Below are 15,079 nucleotides of genomic sequence, written 5' to 3' on the forward strand. Positions count from 1 at the left end.
ACAGCGGGGGTCAACCGTGGCCGGGCGATGTGGTTGAGGGACCCTCGCGTCGCGGGCCGGCCGGTGACCGGCGGTCCGTGGCGCGTGGGCAGGGGTGAATTGTAACGCCGTCTGCGGCGATCATCCTGCGCCGCACTGTGTAACGACGGTGGGACCGCTGATTCGGCGCTGATGTGGACTTTGTAAGGATGATACTCGCGCGTGGCCGGGAACACCCCGGTCGTGCGGGAAGGGGACGTTGGGATGCACCGTTCGGCGCCGTCAAGTCGGGAACTACTGGCGATCGCCCTCGACGTGGCGCGGGCCGCGGCGGCCACCGCGTACCGGATGCGGGTCGAGGGTGTCTCCGTGGCCGCGACCAAGAGTACGGCCACCGACGTCGTCACCGCGGCCGACCGGGCGGTGGAGCGGCAGGTGCTCGACGCGCTGAGGCAACTACGGCCGGACGACGCGGTGCTCGGCGAGGAGTACGGCACGGGGGAGACCGGGCCGGTCGCGCCGGGCGGAGTGCGGTGGATCATCGACCCCATCGACGGCACCGTCAACTACCTCTACGGGCTGCCGTACAGCGCGGTGTCGCTGGCTGCCGAGGTGGACGGGGCGGTGGTCGCCGGCGTCGTGCGCAACGTGAACACCGGCGAGGAGTGGACGGCCACGGCCGGGGGCGGCGCCTGGCGCGACGGTGTGCGGCTGCGCTGCTCCGATGAGGCGGACCTGGGGCAGGCGCTGGTCGGCACCGGCTTCGGCTACGCCGCCGACCGCCGCGCGCACCAGGCCACGGTGGTGGCCGGGCTGATCGCACACGTACGGGACATCCGCCGGCTCGGCGCCGCCGCGTTGGACCTCTGCCTGGTCGCGGAGGGGCGGCTCGACGCGTACTTCGAGAAGGGCCTCGCGGCGTGGGACCTGGCGGCAGGTGGCCTGGTGGCCGCCGAGGCGGGTGTGCGCGTCGCCGGCCTGGCGGGTCGGCCGCCGGGACCGGACCTGGTGGTCGCGGCCCCGCCCGCGCTCTTTGCGCCGCTGCACGACCGGCTGGCCGAGTTGGACGCCGCCGGCGGCCCCTGATCGGCCGACCGGCGACGGGACCGGCTCGTTACGCGGTCACTTGGCGGCCGGCGACGGGCAGGAGCCCTTGGGCGCCTCCGGCGGGCCCGAGTCACCGAGGGACTGGTTGACCTCGGTCGTGGTGGCGAGCTGCTGGAAGTTGTTGCCGAGCACCACGTCCACGACGTCATCGGTGCGCTTCTCGTCGTAATCCCACTTGGCGTTGTTGAGGAAGTACGCCTGCAGCAGGTGCGCGGAACCGACGGCTTTGGGGCCGTAGCGCAGCACCGCCACGTTGGCGACTCCCTTGGGAGCGTTGCCGACCTTCTGGACCTGGAACTTCCGGTTGCGGAAGTCGTCCGCGACGGTGCCGGCCCGGCCAGGCTCGTCGGTCGCGTTCAACACATTGATCTTGACGTCCTTGGGCTCGTGCAGAGTCAGGTCGGCAAGCGGCCAGCCGTCCGGGCACCCCGCGGCCGTACCTGCGTTCCCCTGGCTGTCCCGGACGATGGCGGTGACCACGAATGCCAGAGCCAGCACCCCCAGCAGGCCGACGACGACGAGTGCTCGCACTCGCGCAAAACTCATCTGGGCACTCCCGGGACTTCAGGTGGGTGGCGGCAGCCGGCAACCATCGGACTGGCCGTCGGCCGTCGAATACGCCGCTGAGGTTAACGGTTGTCCGGCCGTCGCGTGGAAACAGCCCGACATGCCGGCGCGCCGACCGCGAACCAGGTACTACTACCCCTATCTTCGTGTCGCCTGAATCACATTGGGAACAACTTCGCGTGCGGGGGCGTACATCTCAGCCGCAAGGGCGGTATACATGCCTCGCCCAAGGGGGGGTAAGGTTCCGCGCTCGCAGGGGAGTCGCCCCAGCGAGCTCGACCCGTTCGGTCCTCGGGTCGGGTGCCCGACACAAGTGGTGGCCGGCCAGCGGAACCGAAACAGCGTCGTCCGGCGTTACAACCGGAAGCGACAACATCGATATGGGAGAGTGAAAACCGATGGCCACCGACTACGACGCCCCGCGTCGCGACGAGGTCGACCTCGGCGAGGACAGCCTGGAAGAGCTCAAGGCCCGGCGCGTCGACTCACAGTCGGGCGCGGTGGACGTCGACGAGGCCGAGGTGGCCGAGAGCTTTGAGCTGCCCGGTGCCGATCTGGCCGACGAGGAGCTCACGGTCAAGGTGCTTCCGATGCAGCAGGACGAGTTCCGGTGCGCCCGCTGCTTCCTGGTCCACCACCGTAGCCAGCTGGCAGTCGAGCGTAACGGCGAGCTGATCTGTCGCGAGTGCGTCTGACAACAACTACGACACCAGCGGCGGCCTCCTGAAAGGGGCCGCCGCTGCCGGTGTAGGCATGCGGCCGCGGTGGGTACCTGCTTGACTCGTAACGGGTAGCCACAGCACCGGGAGGTCCGATGAGCGATCGAGGCGACACCACCGACGGCGGCGCGGACGACCTCGGCGCCACTGGCGCGGACGAGCTCGGCGCCACTGGCGCGGACGAGCTCGGCGCCACCGTCGCGGCGTTGACCGCGGACGACATCGAGCCGGCCCGACGCCGTCAACTGCTGACCCGGATGGTCGGGCAGGCCCGGGTCCGGGGCATCTCCGACCTGTTCAAGCCGCGTGCCGCCGTGCGGTGGATGGTCGACACCGTCGCCGAGGTCGCCCCGCACGTACCTGTGCGGGACCTGGACACCCTGCGCGGGCACTTCCCCGGCCTGGACGACGCCGCATTGGCCGACAGGCTCATCCGCAACGCGTCCCGGACCACGGCCGCTATCGGCGCGGCCGGTGGGGGAGTCGCCGCCGTCGAGTGGGCGGTCGCGCCGACCCTGCTCTCCGCCCCGGTGCTGCTCGCCGCCGAAACGGTGGCCGTGGCGGCGGTGGAGCTGAAACTGGTCGGTGAGCTGCACCAGGTCCACGGTGTGGCGCTGCCGGCCGGGGGCAGCCAACGGGCGGTCGCCCTGGTGCACTCCTGGGCCACCCAGCGCGGGGTCAACCCGATGGTGCCTGGCGTGGGGGTGGGCGCGGTGCTCGGCACCGCCGCCCGCAAGGAGTTGCGGGACATGCTGCTGCGGCGCTTCGGTCGCAACCTCACCACGCTCGGGCCGTTCCTGACCGGTGCCGCGGTGGCCAGCTTCCTCAATCGGCGGGCCAGTCAGCAGATGGCCGACCAGCTTCAGGCGGACCTCCGCCGACGGGGCATCGCCCGGCCCGCGCCTCCGTCGGCCCTGCCGGGCCCGCCGACCGGCACCTGAGCGGGCCGTCGGCGTCGGGTCAGCCCGGCACCTGAGCGGGCCGTCGGCGTCGGGTCAGCCCGGCTCGCCGGCCGGAGGACCGGAGAGCGTCAGAGCGTCCCGTGCGGTCAGCACCGACTCGGCCAACTCGACCGGGTGCCGCGTGCTCACCACCCAGAACGGCGTCGGGTCGGCCGGATCGTCGAGCACCACCTGCACGGCGCCGCCGATCCACGGCCGCTGCACCACGAAGGCGAGCGGGTCCGCGCCAACCCCGAGCACCTCACGGCGACCGGCCGCGTCCAGCGGCACCACGTCGGCCACGAAGCGCACCGGTAGCCGGGCGTCGTCCACCCGCAGCTCCGAATCGGCGACCCCGACCCGGATCCGGCCCAGCCACCACATTCCGGCCGCGGCGAGCGGCAGCAGCACGGCGAACGGCAGCCAGGAACGGACGCCGGAGGCGCCCATCCAGATCTCGACGGCCAACAGCGCGGCGGCCACCAGCCCGGCCAGCCACAGCCACCAGGGCAGGTCCAGCCGTTCGGCGTACGCCGTGCGGGCGGCGACCGGCGGCTGATCGGTGGACGGGGAGGGCGACATGCTCACTCCTGCGAGGGTACGGCGCACGACGGCTCGGCGAACCGGCAGGATGGCAGGGTCACCCCGCGAATCGGACGGAAGAGGGGACCTGTGACCGACGTCGTACCCGTGCCCGTACAGCTGCTCGACTCTGAGCTGCCGCTGCCCACGTACGCCCATCCCGGCGACGCCGGGGCCGACCTGGTGGCGGCCGCGAACGTCGAGCTGCCGCCCGGCGGCCGTGCCCTGGTGCCCACCGGTGTGGCCATCGCGCTGCCGGAGGGGTACGTGGGCCTGGTCCATCCCCGATCCGGTCTGGCGGCCAGGCTCGGCGTGACGGTGCTCAACGCGCCCGGTACGGTCGACGCCGGCTACCGGGGTGAGATCCTGGTCAACCTGATCAACCATGATCGGGAGGTGCCGGCGAAGATCTCCCGCGGTGACCGGATCGCGCAGCTCGTGATCCAGCAGGTCGCACGGGCTCGGTTCGAGCCGGTGGCCGAGCTGCCCGCGTCCCGGCGCGGGACCGGTGGGCACGGGTCCACCGGTGGGCACGCCGGGCTGGTGCCGTCGCCGGCGGGCCAGGACCGGGTCGAGCAGCGGTCAGACGAGCCGGGCCGCGGTCAGACGGAAGAGATGGCAGGGTGAGCGTGAACAGCGGAGGGCGGGCGCAGTGATCTTCTCCCGAAAGCGGGCCGATGCCGAGCGGCAGACCCGTGACGAGCGGGCCACCGAGGTCCCGGACCAGGGTGCCGCGGCACCGTCGCTGGTGCGCGGCCCGTACGACATCTCCGAGAGCTACGACGACGTGCAGCGACTCGATCTGGGCAGCCTGCACATCCCGGCGATCGCCGAGGTCGAGGTGCGGGTGCAGGCCGACCCGCAGGGTGTGATCCAGCAGGTGGTGCTGGTGCATGGCGACAACGCGCTGCAGCTGGGTGTCTTCGCCGCCCCCCGGTCCGAGGGGATCTGGGACGAGGTGCGCGAGGAGATCCGCCAGTCGCTGCTCCGCGACGGCGCGAGCGCGCAGGAGGTCGACGGCGAGTACGGCCCGGAGCTGCACGCCCAGGTGCGTACCCCGGACGGCCCGACCAACCTGCGGTTCGTCGGCATCGACGGGCCGCGCTGGATGGTCCGTGGCGTGTTCCAGGGCCCGGTGGCCACCGATCCGGCGATGGCCGGGCCGCTCGTCGAGTGCCTGGACGGCCTGGTGGTCGACCGTGGCCAGGAGGCGAAGCCGGTCCGCGAGCCGCTGCCCCTGCGGCTGCCCCAGGAGATCGCTGACCAGGCCGGTGCCGAGGCGGGCGACGCCGCCGAGCCGCGCCAGGTCTGACCCGCGCGCACCGGCCCGCCGGAACCAGCCCCGTCGGCGTAGGCTGGCGGCACGGTTCCGGCGTCGCCGGGATCGGCGAGCGTGGAGAGGGTGACGCGGAGGTCATGACGACCGACGAGAGCCGGGTGTCGCTGCGGCGCATCCTGCAACGGTTCACCGCCAGCGAGGCTGAGATCGACGCGCAGGAGCTGCGCCGGGAGAGCGCCCAGTGCGGCGGGATCCCGGCCCAGCAGTGCTCCCGGGGCCAGTTGGTCTCGGTCGCTGGTCGGCTTCGCACGGTGGTCTACACGCCGCGCACCAATCTGCCCACCCTCGAGGCCGACCTGTACGACGGCACCGACGTGGTCACCCTGGTCTGGTTGGGTCGACGGCACATCGCCGGGATCGAGCCGGGCCGGCATCTGACCGCGCGTGGCCGGGTGGCGGTGCGTGATGACCGCAAGGTCATCTACAACCCCTACTACGAGCTGGACTCGCCGAAGTGACGGCGCTGCGGACGAAAGGCCGGCGATGACGACGGGACAGCACCGGGCGGCACAGCCGGAGACCGGCCCTCAGGACGAGGAGCGGCTGCCGACGATCGCCGAGCAGATGGCCGACCAGCTCGGCGGCTGGCGTGGGCTGGTCGAGTCCAGCATCCCGGTCGTGGTCTTCGTCGTCGCCAACATCATCGGTGAGCTGCGGCCGGCGGTGATCGCCTCGGTCGCCGTCGCGCTGCTGATCGCCGGGCTGCGGCTGGCCCAGCGCCGGCCGATCCGGCACGCCGTCAACGGGCTGTTCGGCGTCGCCATCGGCGCGGCCATGGCCTGGCGCAGCGGCGAAGAGCGCGATTTCTACCTCCCCGGCATCCTCTACGGCATCGGGTACGGCGTCGCCCTGCTGGTCTCGGCGGCCGTCCGGCAACCGCTGGTGGGCTGGATCTGGTCGGTGCTGGTCGCCAAGGGCCGCTCGGAGTGGCGGCACGACCCGAAGCTGGTACGGACCTTCACCCAGCTGACCGTGCTCTGGGGTGTGGTCTGGTTGGCGAAGGTGGGCGTGCAGGCGGGGCTCTACCTGGCCCACCAGGACACCGCGCTGGGCGTCGCCCGGCTGGTGCTGGGCTTCCCGCCGTACGCGCTGCTGCTGCTGATCACGGTCTGGACGGTGCGCCGGGTCACCCGGGAGCCGCAGCCGGCCCCTGTGCCCGGCGCCTGAGCGTCACCCGGCTGCCCCACTCGCGACCGCTGGCCTCAGCGTGAGCCGCGGGTCCGCTCGACGCTGTCCGGTCCCAGGATCACCGCGCGGACCGCATCCTCCACCTCGGCGGTGCAGACGAAGATCAACTCGTCGCCGGCCTCGATCGGGTCGTCCGGGCTGGGCACCAGGACCCGCTTGCCGCGCAGGATCGCCACCAGTGCGGCGTCGCGGGGCAGCGGCACGGCGTGGATCGGCTGACCGACGTAGGGCGCGGTCGGCGGCAGCGTGATCTCGACCAGGTTCGCCTCGCCCTGCCGGAAGGTCATCAGCCGGACCAGGTCGCCCACGGTGACCGCCTCCTCGACCAGTGCGGCCATCACCCGGGGCTTGCTCACCGCGACGTCCACGCCCCACTGCTCGGTGAACAGCCACTCGTTCTCGGCCCGGTTGACCCGGGCGACCACGCGGGGCACCGCGAACTCGGTCTTGGCCAGCAGCGACAGCACCAGGTTGGTCTTGTCGTCGCCGGTCGCCGCGACCACCACGTCGCACCCGGCGACGTTGGCCTCCTCCAAGCTGGTCAGCTCGCAGGCGTCAGCCAGCACCCACTCGGCGGCCGGCACCCGGTCGGGACGCAACATCTTCGGTTGGCGCTCGATCAGCATCACCTGGTGGCCGTTGTCGATCAGTTCCTGGGCGATCGAGCGGCCCACGTTGCCCGCGCCCGCGATGGCGACCCGCATGGCTCAGTGCCCCCCTTCCGGCGGCGTTGCCGCCACCGACGTGACCGTCGCCACGATGTCATCGCTGACCAGCATGAACACCTGGTCACCCTCCTGCAGGACGGTGGAGCCGGTCGGGAGCGTGCCGATGCCGAAGCGGATCAGATAGGCCACGCGCGCTCCGGCGGCCTCCTCCAGCGTTCGAACCGACCGGCCGATCCAGTCCTTGTGCACCGGCACCTCGACGATGGACACGGTGCTGGTGGGATCGCGGAAGATCTCCACGTTGCCCTCCGGCACCAGATGCCGCAGCATCCGGTCGGCCGTCCAGCGCACGGTCGCCACGGTGGGGATGCCCAGCCGCTCGTAGACCTGGGCCCGGCGCTGGTCGTAGATCCGGGCAGCGACCCGGGACACGCCGAACGTCTCGCGCGCCAGCCGGGCCGAGATGATGTTGGAGTTGTCGCCGCTCGAGACCGCCGCGAAGGCGTCCGCGCGCTCGATGCCGGCCTGGCGCAGCACCTCGCCGTCGAAGCCGGCCCCGGTCACCGTGATCCCGGCGAAGTCGGGGCCGAGTCGGCGGAAGGCGTCGGCGTCCTGGTCGATCACCGCCACCGAGTGCCCCCGGGATTCCAGGCTGTGGGCAAGGGTCGACCCGACCCGACCACATCCCATGATCACGACGTGCACGCTGTCCCTCCCAAGGTGCGTACCGCTCCCGCTGCGGTGACCTGATGAGTGCGAGCCTGCCACGTCCGGGTGCGAGGCGGGGACCGACCGTACCCCGTCGTGTCGGGCAGCGACGATCGCCCACCCCCGCGCCGCCGCCGTGGTGGTCGTACTCTTGGCGTTCGTGGCCAGTCCCACCTCGCTGCTGAAGCGGCTGCTCCTCGGTCGACCGTTCCGGTCCGACCGACTGCAGCACACCCTCCTCCCGAAGCGCATCGCGCTGCCCGTGTTCGCCTCCGACGCGCTGTCCAGCGTCGCGTACGCGCCTGACGAAATCCTGCTGACCCTCTCCATCGCCGGCGCCTCGGCGTTCCTGTTCTCCCCGTGGATCGCACTGGCCGTGGTCGTGGTGATGCTCACCGTGGTGGCGAGCTACCGGCAGAACGTGCACGCCTACCCCTCCGGTGGTGGCGACTACGAGGTGGCCACGGTCAACCTGGGTCCGAAATTCGGGGTCGGGGTGGCCAGCGCGCTGTTGGTCGACTACGTGCTCACGGTGGCGGTGTCGGTCTCCTCCGGGGTGGCCAACCTCGGGTCGGTGGTGCCGTTCGTGGCCACCCACAAGGTCCTGATCGCGGTGAGCGCGGTGGTGTTGCTGACCGCGGTCAACCTGCGCGGGCTTCGCGAGTCGGGCACGGCGTTCGCCATCCCCACCTACGGCTTCGTGATCGTGATGCTCGGGATGCTGCTCACCGGGCTGTTCCGGGTCTTCGTGCTGGGCGACGAACTCCGCGCGCCGAGCGCCGACCTGGTCATCCAGGCCGAGCACAGCGTGACCGGTTTCGCGCTCGTCTTCCTGCTGCTGCGGACGTTCAGCTCAGGCGCCGCCGCGCTCACCGGCGTGGAGGCGATCTCCAACGGGGTGCCGGCGTTCAAGGCGCCGAAGAGCCGCAACGCCGCCACCACCCTGCTGCTGCTGGGCACCATCTCGGTGAGCATGCTGGTCGGGATCATCTGGCTGGCCCGGCTGACCCACCTGCAGTTCGTCGAGGACCCGGCCCTCCAGATCGTCTCCGGCCCCGACGGGTACGTGCAGAAGACCGTCACCACCCAGCTTGGCGAGACGGTCTTCGGGTCAGGGTCGATCCTGCTCTACGTGCTGGCCGGGGTGACCGCCCTGATCCTGTTCCTGGCCGCGAACACCGCGTTCAACGGTTTCCCGGTGCTCGGCTCGATCCTCGCCCAGGACCGCTACCTGCCCCGCCAGTTCCACACCCGGGGCGACCGGCTGGCCTTCTCCAACGGCATCACCTTCCTGGCCCTGTTCGCGATCGTGCTGATCGTCGGCTTCCAGGCCGAGGTGACGAAACTGATCCAGCTCTACATCGTCGGGGTGTTCGTCTCGTTCACCGTCTCCCAGGCCGGCATGATCCGGCACTGGAACCGGCTCCTGCGCACCGAGCGGGACCTGGAGGCGCGTCGCCGGATGTACCGCTCCCGGGCCATCAACACGTTCGGCATGGGGCTGACCGGCACGGTGTTGGTGATCGTCCTGATCACCAAGTTCCTGCTCGGCGCCTGGATCGCGATCGTCGCGATGGCGGTGATCTACGTGCTGATGCTGGCCATCCGCCGGCACTACGACCGGATCGCGGTCGAGCTGACCCCGCCGGACGAGGGCCGGGCCGTGCTGCCCGCCCGCAACCACGCGATCGTGCTGGTCAGCAAAGTGCACCAACCGACGTTGCGGGCCATCGCCTACGCCCGGGCCACCCGGCCGGACACGCTGACCGCCGTTACCGTCAACGTGGACGACAAGGACACCCGGGACCTGCAGGCCGACTGGGAACGGCGGGAGATGGCCATCCCGCTCACCGTCATCGACTCGCCGTACCGGGAGATCACCCGGCCGATCCTGGACTTCGTCGCCTCCACCCGCCGCAAGTCACCCAGGGACGTGGTCACCGTCTTCATTCCCGAGTACGTCGTCGGCCGCTGGTGGGAGAACCTGCTGCACAACCAGAGCGCACTGCGCCTCAAGGGCCGGTTGCTCTTCGAACCGGGAGTGATGGTGGTCAGCGTGCCGTGGCAGCTCGCGTCGACAGCGAGTAAGAACCTGGACCGGCTGGACGCCACGCTGTCCCGGACCCCGGCGCGCGGACCGCGCGGCGGCGGCCTGCCACCGAACGACCTGCCGGTGGCCTCCGCACCGGCCCCCGAGAGCCGCCCGATCGACGGCGGCCCGGTCGGGACCAGCCGTGACTGAGCCGGGCGCGCGGCGGGCCGCGACATCAGTGCCCCCCTCGGCGTCTTCGGTGCCGTCGGTGCCCGAGCGTGGCCTGGCCGAGGCGGAACGCGTCGAGCTGACCGTCGATGCGGTCGCCCCCGGTGGGCACTGCGTGGCACGGGTCGACGGTCAGGTGGTCTTCGTCCGGCACGCGCTGCCCGGTGAGCGGGTCATCGCCGAGGTCACCGAGGTGCACCGGGGGTTCGTCCGGGCCGACGCGGTGACCGTGCTGGAACCCTCACCGGACCGGGTCGAACCGCCCTGCCCGTACGCGAAGCCGGGCGCCTGCGGTGGCTGCGATCTGCAGCACGTCGCCCCGGAAGCGCAACTGGCCTGGAAGACCGCCGTGGTGCGCGAACAGTTGGTCCGCCTCGGCGGGCTGACCGACGTCGAGCTGGACCGGCTCGGCGTCCGGGTCGAGGCGCTGCCCGGCGGGCTGCTCGGCTGGCGTTCCCGGGTCCGCTACGCCGTGGACGCCGCGGACCGGGCCGGCCTGCTCAAGCACCGCTCGCACGAGGTGGTACCGATCGACCGTTGCCGGATCGCCCACCCGGCCATCCAGCAACTGCCGGTGCTCAGCCCCACCGGGACGCGCTGGCCGGCTGCCGAGGCGGTAGAGACCGTCGCCAGCACCGGTGGGGACGTGACCGTCACGGAGGTCCGCGACGGGGTGCCCACCCCGGTGAGCGGCCCGACCGAGGTCCGTGAGGTGGCCGCCGCACGGGACTGGACGCTGCCCGCGTCCGCGTTCTGGCAGGTACACCCGGCCGCGGCGGACACCCTGTCCACGGCGGTGCTGGAGCTGCTGGACCCGCAGCCGGGCGAGATCGCCTGGGACCTCTACGGCGGCGCCGGGCTGTTCGCCGCCGGGTTGGCCGCCCGGGTCGGTGCGACCGGCCGGGTGACCCTGGTGGAGGCCGCGGCGCAGGGCGTCGCCGCCGCCCGGGAGAACCTTGCCGACCTGCCCACGGTCGAGGTGGTGTCGGCCCGCGTGGAGACCGCGTTGGCCCGCCGACGGATCACCGGCCCGGTCGACGTGGTGGTGCTCGACCCGCCCCGCGCCGGCGCGGGCGCCCCGGTGGTCCGCGCGCTGGCCGCCGCCGGCCCGCGGGCGGTCGCGTACGTGGCCTGCGACCCGGCGGCCTTCGCCCGGGACGTCCGCACCTTCACCGACCTCGGTTGGCGGCTGGCAGCGCTGCGGGGCTTCGACCTGTTCCCGATGACGCAGCACGTCGAGCAGGTCGGGCTGCTGCTGCCCCCGCTCGGGCGTTAGCAGGGGCCTTGGTCACCGCCGGTGGCGCTGTGCGCAACCCCACCGCGCCGGGCTGGCTCGCCACCCGGCCGGCGTACCCCCGGGTGTCGTGGCCGACCCGCCGCGCAGGCTGCGGATCCGGGCCTGACCAGGCGCGCCGGAGGTCGCCCTGGTGCCGGCCTGCGAACGCCTGATCGGGTGCCCAGCCGCCGGCCCCCCGGCCCAGCTCCGATGCCCGGGGCTTGGGCCGGGCTGCGGAGTACGGCACGGCCGATAGACTCTGCGGTCATGAGTGTTGAAGAGGACACGGCCAACCACGGCCGGCTGCTGGGGACGGTGCGCGGTCCGCAGGACGTCAAGCGGATGTCGGGCGAGGAACTGGACGTCCTTGCCGCCGAGATCCGGGACTTCCTGATCACCAAGGTCTCCCGCACCGGCGGGCACGTCGGACCCAACCTCGGTGTGGTCGAGCTGACGCTGGCCATGCACCGCGTCTTCGACTCCCCCCGGGACCGGCTGCTGTTCGACACCGGCCACCAGTCGTACGTGCACAAGATCCTCACCGGCCGGCAGGCCGGCTTCGACAAGCTCCGCCAGCGCGGTGGCCTCTCCGGCTACCCCAGTCAGGCGGAGAGCGAGCACGACCTCATCGAGAACTCGCACGCCTCGACCGCGCTCTCCTACGCCGATGGCCTGGCCAAGGCGTACGCCCTGCGTGGTGAGGCGCGCAGCGTCGTGGCCGTGGTCGGCGACGGCGCGCTCACCGGTGGCATGTGCTGGGAGGCGCTGAACAACATCGCGACCGCCGGCAACCCGCTGGTCATCGTGGTCAACGACAACGGCCGCTCGTACGCCCCGACCATCGGCGGGCTGGCCGACCACCTCTCCTCGCTGCGGCTCAACCCGGGCTACGAGAAGGTCCTCGACACGGTCAAGGACGCCCTCGGCTCCACGCCGGTGGTGGGCCGACCGATGTACGAGGTGCTGCACGCGGTCAAGAAGGGCATCAAGGACGCGGTCGCCCCGCAGGCCATGTTCGAGGACCTCGGCATCAAGTACGTGGGCCCGGTGGACGGGCACGACGTGGCGGCGGTCGAGGTCGCGCTGCGCGCGGCGAAGAACTTCGGCGGCCCGGTGATCGTGCACGCCGTCACCCGCAAGGGCTACGGCTACCGCCCCGCCGAGGAGGACGAGGCGGACTGCCTGCACGGCCCGGGCAGCGCCTTCGACGTCGAGACCGGCGCCCTGCTGGCCGCCCCGTCGGTGAAGTGGACGCACGTCTTCGCCGACGAGCTGCTCGCCGTCGCCGACGAGCGCCCGGACGTGGTGGGCATCACCGCCGCGATGGCCGAGCCGACCGGCATCGCCAAGCTGGCCCGCAAGTACCCCGAGCGGGTGTACGACGTGGGCATCGCCGAGCAGCACGCCGCCACCTCGGCGGCCGGGCTGGCGCTCGGCGGCCTGCACCCGGTGGTCGCGGTCTACGCCACCTTCCTCAACCGCGCCTTCGACCAGGTCCTGCTGGACGTGGCGATGCACAAGCTGCCGGTGACCTTCGTGCTGGACCGGGCGGGCATCACCGGCCCGGACGGCCCCAGCCACTACGGCATCTGGGACATGTCGGTCTTCGGCGTGGTGCCCGGCCTGCGGATCGCCGCCCCCCGTGACGCCGCCACGCTGCGGGAGGAGCTGCGCGAGGCGGTGGCCGTCGACAACGGCCCCACCGTGGTGCGCTTCCCGACCGGTGCGGTCACCGCGGACCTGCCGGCGCTGCGCCGGGTCGGCCCGGTCGACGTGCTGGCCGAGGCGGCACGTACCGACGTGCTGCTCGTTGCCGTCGGCTCCTTCGGCCAGCTGGGCATGGAGGTCGCCGCCCGGGTCGCCGAGCAGGGTTACGGGGTCACCGTCGTCGACCCCCGCTGGGTGCGTCCGATCCCGGCGGAGCTGGTCGAGCTGGCCGCACAGCACCGGCTCGTGGTCAGCGTCGAGGACGGCGTCCGGGTCGGCGGGGTGGGCGACGCGCTCGGCCAGGCGATGCGCGACGCCGACGTCCGCGTGCCGCTCAAGGACCTCGGCGTACCCGCCGACTGGCACCCGCACGGCACCCGCGCGCAGATCCTCGCCGACCTCGGTCTGACCGCCCAGGACGTGGCTCGCAACGTCACCGGCTGGATCTCCGGCCTGGACGCCACCCCGGACCGCCTGACCCCCGCCAGCCAGGCGTCCGCGCAAAACTGACCCACGGCACAACGACGGCGGGCGACCCCTCCCGGGGCCGCCCGCCGTCGCACGTCTGACCGCGCCCGCCCTCGCCCCTCGTGCCCTCTGCTGCGGGGCGTCGCGGGGGAGGGCGGGTGGGGTTAGTTTGGTTTTACTGAGCGGTAGTGGGTCTTGTCGGAGTTGGCGAGGCTGTAGGTCTGGGAGCGGGACGGGCTGGGGATGACCACCAGGCCGGGACGCTCGACCAGCAGAGGTGTTCCCGGTGGGACGGACAGGGAACTGTCCCGAGTGGCCCGCCAACTGAGCACCACCAGCGGCTGGCCGGGCATGGGCAACTGGTACGCCTGCAACGGGGTGGCCCGGTCGGCGGGCGACACGACGGGCGGGCCGCCGTCGGCCGGTCGGTAGACCACCGCGGTCATCGCACCGGCGTCGGTGTCCCAGCTCAGCTGCTGCAACTCGGCTGCCGCGCCACCTCCGAGGGCGACCTCGCCGAGCGAGCGAACCGTGAGCTTCGCCATTGGCCAGGACGTCGGCACCGAGCGCGGCGCATCGCGATCGCCGATCCGGCGCGGAATGCTGCCGAACGGACCCCGGTCACCGGCCAGTACGCAGGTGTCCAGGCCGGTGAGTGCCCGCCGTCCCGTGCCGGACTCGTCGCGGACCAGTGGGTAGCGCGGATCGACGGTGCCGGTGCCCAGGTCGAGCAGCCGGTCGGCGGCCCTTCCCCGGGGCAGCGACTCGGTGGCGCGCAGGGTCGCGGTCACACCGACAGCTGTGCAGGACGGTACGTCGACCGGCGCGCTGAGGCCGTCCGCGACGGTCAACGTCCGGTCCTGTGGCCCCACCAGGGTCTGCACCCGGGCCGAGACCAGGTAGCGCCGGCCACCCGGGGTCTGCACCGGCAGCACGTCGGAGTAGACGAGGTAACCCGGGTCGGTGTACTCGGTTGCGCGGGTCACCGCGTACCGGTCGCCGTCGCGGGTGAGTTGCAGCAGCCAGGAGGCGCTCTCGCCGGGCACGTCGGCGGCCACGATCGCCACCGGGGCGGCGTCGACCCGACCGGAGAAGAGGATGCCGGACGAGGGGAGGTGCACCCGGTCGTCGGCCGGCGAGCGCCAGTCACGGACCGCCTTGGTGACCGCCGCCGTTACCGCGGCGTCGCCCGAGAGGTCGCCCCGGGGCGGCCACACGGCCAGCGTGCCATCCAGGCTGTCGTACCCGACCCGCAGGTCCTGCGGCTTGCGGTCGGCTACCGGACCGCACGCCGTGGTGACCAGCAGCGCGCTCAGCAGTACGGCAGGCACCCTGCCGTACCGACGGCCTGGAGTCACCTGGCCCGCCCCCGATCGCCTCGCCGTCCCTGTCGGAAAGCGCCATAGTACGAGATGTCCGATGCGGGGCCTGAGGTGGCCGTCCGTCAGGCGACCACAGTGGACATCACCGGGGTTTTAGCATGTTTTCGTTGCTCCGGTAGACTCCGCCGACTGTGACGCCTGCCGAGTCCCGCGCCCTGCCCGCGCCGCACCCGGAGGCGGCAGCCGGC

Annotated in this window: 15 protein-coding genes; 10 read left to right on the forward strand and 5 right to left on the reverse strand. The window is 72.3% G+C overall.

What is annotated here, in order from left to right:
- The first annotated feature begins 243 nt into the window (after window positions 1–243).
- Window positions 244–1,065 (forward strand): inositol monophosphatase family protein, encoded by an 822-nt coding sequence (locus JOD64_RS21960; protein WP_204943930.1) that lies wholly within the window; start codon window positions 244–246, stop codon window positions 1,063–1,065.
- Between the two features lie 36 nt (window positions 1,066–1,101).
- On the opposite strand, the gene JOD64_RS21965 is transcribed toward JOD64_RS21960, so the two are convergent.
- Complete coding sequence (locus JOD64_RS21965; protein WP_204946182.1) at window positions 1,102–1,617, reverse strand: LytR C-terminal domain-containing protein; 516 nt, start codon at window positions 1,615–1,617, stop codon at window positions 1,102–1,104.
- Window positions 1,618–2,051: 434 nt separating this feature from the next.
- Here JOD64_RS21965 and JOD64_RS21970 point away from each other — a divergent pair, with 434 nt between their 5' ends.
- Window positions 2,052–2,348 carry a DUF4193 domain-containing protein gene (locus JOD64_RS21970; protein ID WP_007075406.1) on the forward strand — a complete coding sequence of 99 codons (297 nt, stop codon included), beginning with the start codon at window positions 2,052–2,054 and terminating at the stop codon, window positions 2,346–2,348.
- A gap of 119 nt (window positions 2,349–2,467) precedes the next feature.
- On the forward strand, window positions 2,468–3,313 hold the full coding sequence (locus tag JOD64_RS21975; protein WP_204943931.1) for a hypothetical protein: 846 nt from the start codon (window positions 2,468–2,470) through the stop codon (window positions 3,311–3,313).
- Between the two features lie 54 nt (window positions 3,314–3,367).
- On the opposite strand, the gene JOD64_RS21980 is transcribed toward JOD64_RS21975, so the two are convergent.
- The gene (locus JOD64_RS21980; RefSeq protein WP_372434176.1) at window positions 3,368–3,901 is read right to left on the reverse strand and encodes a DUF3093 domain-containing protein; all 534 of its coding nucleotides are present in this window, start codon (window positions 3,899–3,901) and stop codon (window positions 3,368–3,370) included.
- An 84-nt stretch (window positions 3,902–3,985) separates the two neighbouring features.
- On the opposite strand from JOD64_RS21980, the gene dut reads away from it, so the two are divergent.
- The 4 genes from dut to JOD64_RS22000 all read left to right on the forward strand — a co-directional run bounded on the left by dut (window position 3,986) and on the right by JOD64_RS22000 (window position 6,401).
- Entirely contained in the window at window positions 3,986–4,522 is a 537-nt protein-coding gene (gene dut, locus JOD64_RS21985) for a dUTP diphosphatase (protein ID WP_204943933.1), read from the forward strand.
- A 25-nt stretch (window positions 4,523–4,547) separates the two neighbouring features.
- Complete coding sequence (locus JOD64_RS21990) at window positions 4,548–5,207, forward strand: DUF3710 domain-containing protein (RefSeq protein WP_204943934.1); 660 nt, start codon at window positions 4,548–4,550, stop codon at window positions 5,205–5,207.
- Between the two features lie 104 nt (window positions 5,208–5,311).
- Window positions 5,312–5,692 (forward strand): OB-fold nucleic acid binding domain-containing protein, encoded by a 381-nt coding sequence (locus JOD64_RS21995; RefSeq protein WP_184182888.1) that lies wholly within the window; start codon window positions 5,312–5,314, stop codon window positions 5,690–5,692.
- A gap of 25 nt (window positions 5,693–5,717) precedes the next feature.
- Entirely contained in the window at window positions 5,718–6,401 is a 684-nt protein-coding gene (locus tag JOD64_RS22000) for a DUF3159 domain-containing protein (RefSeq protein ID WP_204943935.1), read from the forward strand.
- 35 nt (window positions 6,402–6,436) lie between these two features.
- Here JOD64_RS22000 and JOD64_RS22005 read toward each other — a convergent pair whose 3' ends face one another.
- Window positions 6,437–7,126, reverse strand: a complete 690-nt coding sequence (locus JOD64_RS22005; RefSeq protein WP_204943936.1) for a potassium channel family protein — start codon at window positions 7,124–7,126, stop codon at window positions 6,437–6,439.
- Window positions 7,127–7,129: 3 nt separating this feature from the next.
- Window positions 7,130–7,795: a potassium channel family protein gene (locus JOD64_RS22010; protein WP_204943937.1), complete on the reverse strand. Its 666-nt coding sequence runs from the start codon at window positions 7,793–7,795 to the stop codon at window positions 7,130–7,132.
- 163 nt (window positions 7,796–7,958) lie between these two features.
- Between JOD64_RS22010 and JOD64_RS22015 the strand changes: the two genes are divergently transcribed.
- The 3 genes from JOD64_RS22015 to dxs all read left to right on the forward strand — a co-directional run bounded on the left by JOD64_RS22015 (window position 7,959) and on the right by dxs (window position 13,551).
- Window positions 7,959–10,040, forward strand: a complete 2,082-nt coding sequence (locus tag JOD64_RS22015) for an APC family permease (protein ID WP_204943938.1) — start codon at window positions 7,959–7,961, stop codon at window positions 10,038–10,040.
- A 58-nt stretch (window positions 10,041–10,098) separates the two neighbouring features.
- Window positions 10,099–11,334 (forward strand): class I SAM-dependent RNA methyltransferase, encoded by a 1,236-nt coding sequence (locus JOD64_RS22020; protein ID WP_204943939.1) that lies wholly within the window; start codon window positions 10,099–10,101, stop codon window positions 11,332–11,334.
- A gap of 267 nt (window positions 11,335–11,601) precedes the next feature.
- A complete protein-coding gene (gene dxs / locus JOD64_RS22025) occupies window positions 11,602–13,551 on the forward strand; it encodes a 1-deoxy-D-xylulose-5-phosphate synthase (protein ID WP_204943940.1) in 1,950 nt (649 codons plus the stop codon).
- 122 nt (window positions 13,552–13,673) lie between these two features.
- Here dxs and JOD64_RS22030 read toward each other — a convergent pair whose 3' ends face one another.
- The gene (locus JOD64_RS22030; RefSeq protein ID WP_204943941.1) at window positions 13,674–14,867 is read right to left on the reverse strand and encodes a hypothetical protein; all 1,194 of its coding nucleotides are present in this window, start codon (window positions 14,865–14,867) and stop codon (window positions 13,674–13,676) included.
- Between the last annotated feature and the right edge of the window lie 212 nt (window positions 14,868–15,079).

This window comes from Micromonospora luteifusca, from assembly GCF_016907275.1.
Classification (GTDB): Bacteria; Actinomycetota; Actinomycetes; order Mycobacteriales; family Micromonosporaceae; genus Micromonospora; species Micromonospora luteifusca.

What these genes read in the sequence shown, in the direction of transcription:
- JOD64_RS21960 (WP_204943930.1), top strand. Translation starts at nt 244, where the DNA reads ATGCACCGTTCGGCGCCGTCAAGTCGGGAACTACTGGCGATCGCCCTC.
- JOD64_RS21970 (WP_007075406.1), top strand. Translation starts at nt 2,052, where the DNA reads ATGGCCACCGACTACGACGCCCCGCGTCGCGACGAGGTCGACCTCGGC.
- JOD64_RS21975 (WP_204943931.1), top strand. Translation starts at nt 2,468, where the DNA reads ATGAGCGATCGAGGCGACACCACCGACGGCGGCGCGGACGACCTCGGC.
- JOD64_RS21995 (WP_184182888.1), top strand. Translation starts at nt 5,312, where the DNA reads ATGACGACCGACGAGAGCCGGGTGTCGCTGCGGCGCATCCTGCAACGG.
- JOD64_RS22000 (WP_204943935.1), top strand. Translation starts at nt 5,718, where the DNA reads ATGACGACGGGACAGCACCGGGCGGCACAGCCGGAGACCGGCCCTCAG.
- JOD64_RS22005 (WP_204943936.1), bottom strand. Translation starts at nt 7,126, where the DNA reads ATGCGGGTCGCCATCGCGGGCGCGGGCAACGTGGGCCGCTCGATCGCC.
- dxs (WP_204943940.1), top strand. Translation starts at nt 11,602, where the DNA reads ATGAGTGTTGAAGAGGACACGGCCAACCACGGCCGGCTGCTGGGGACG.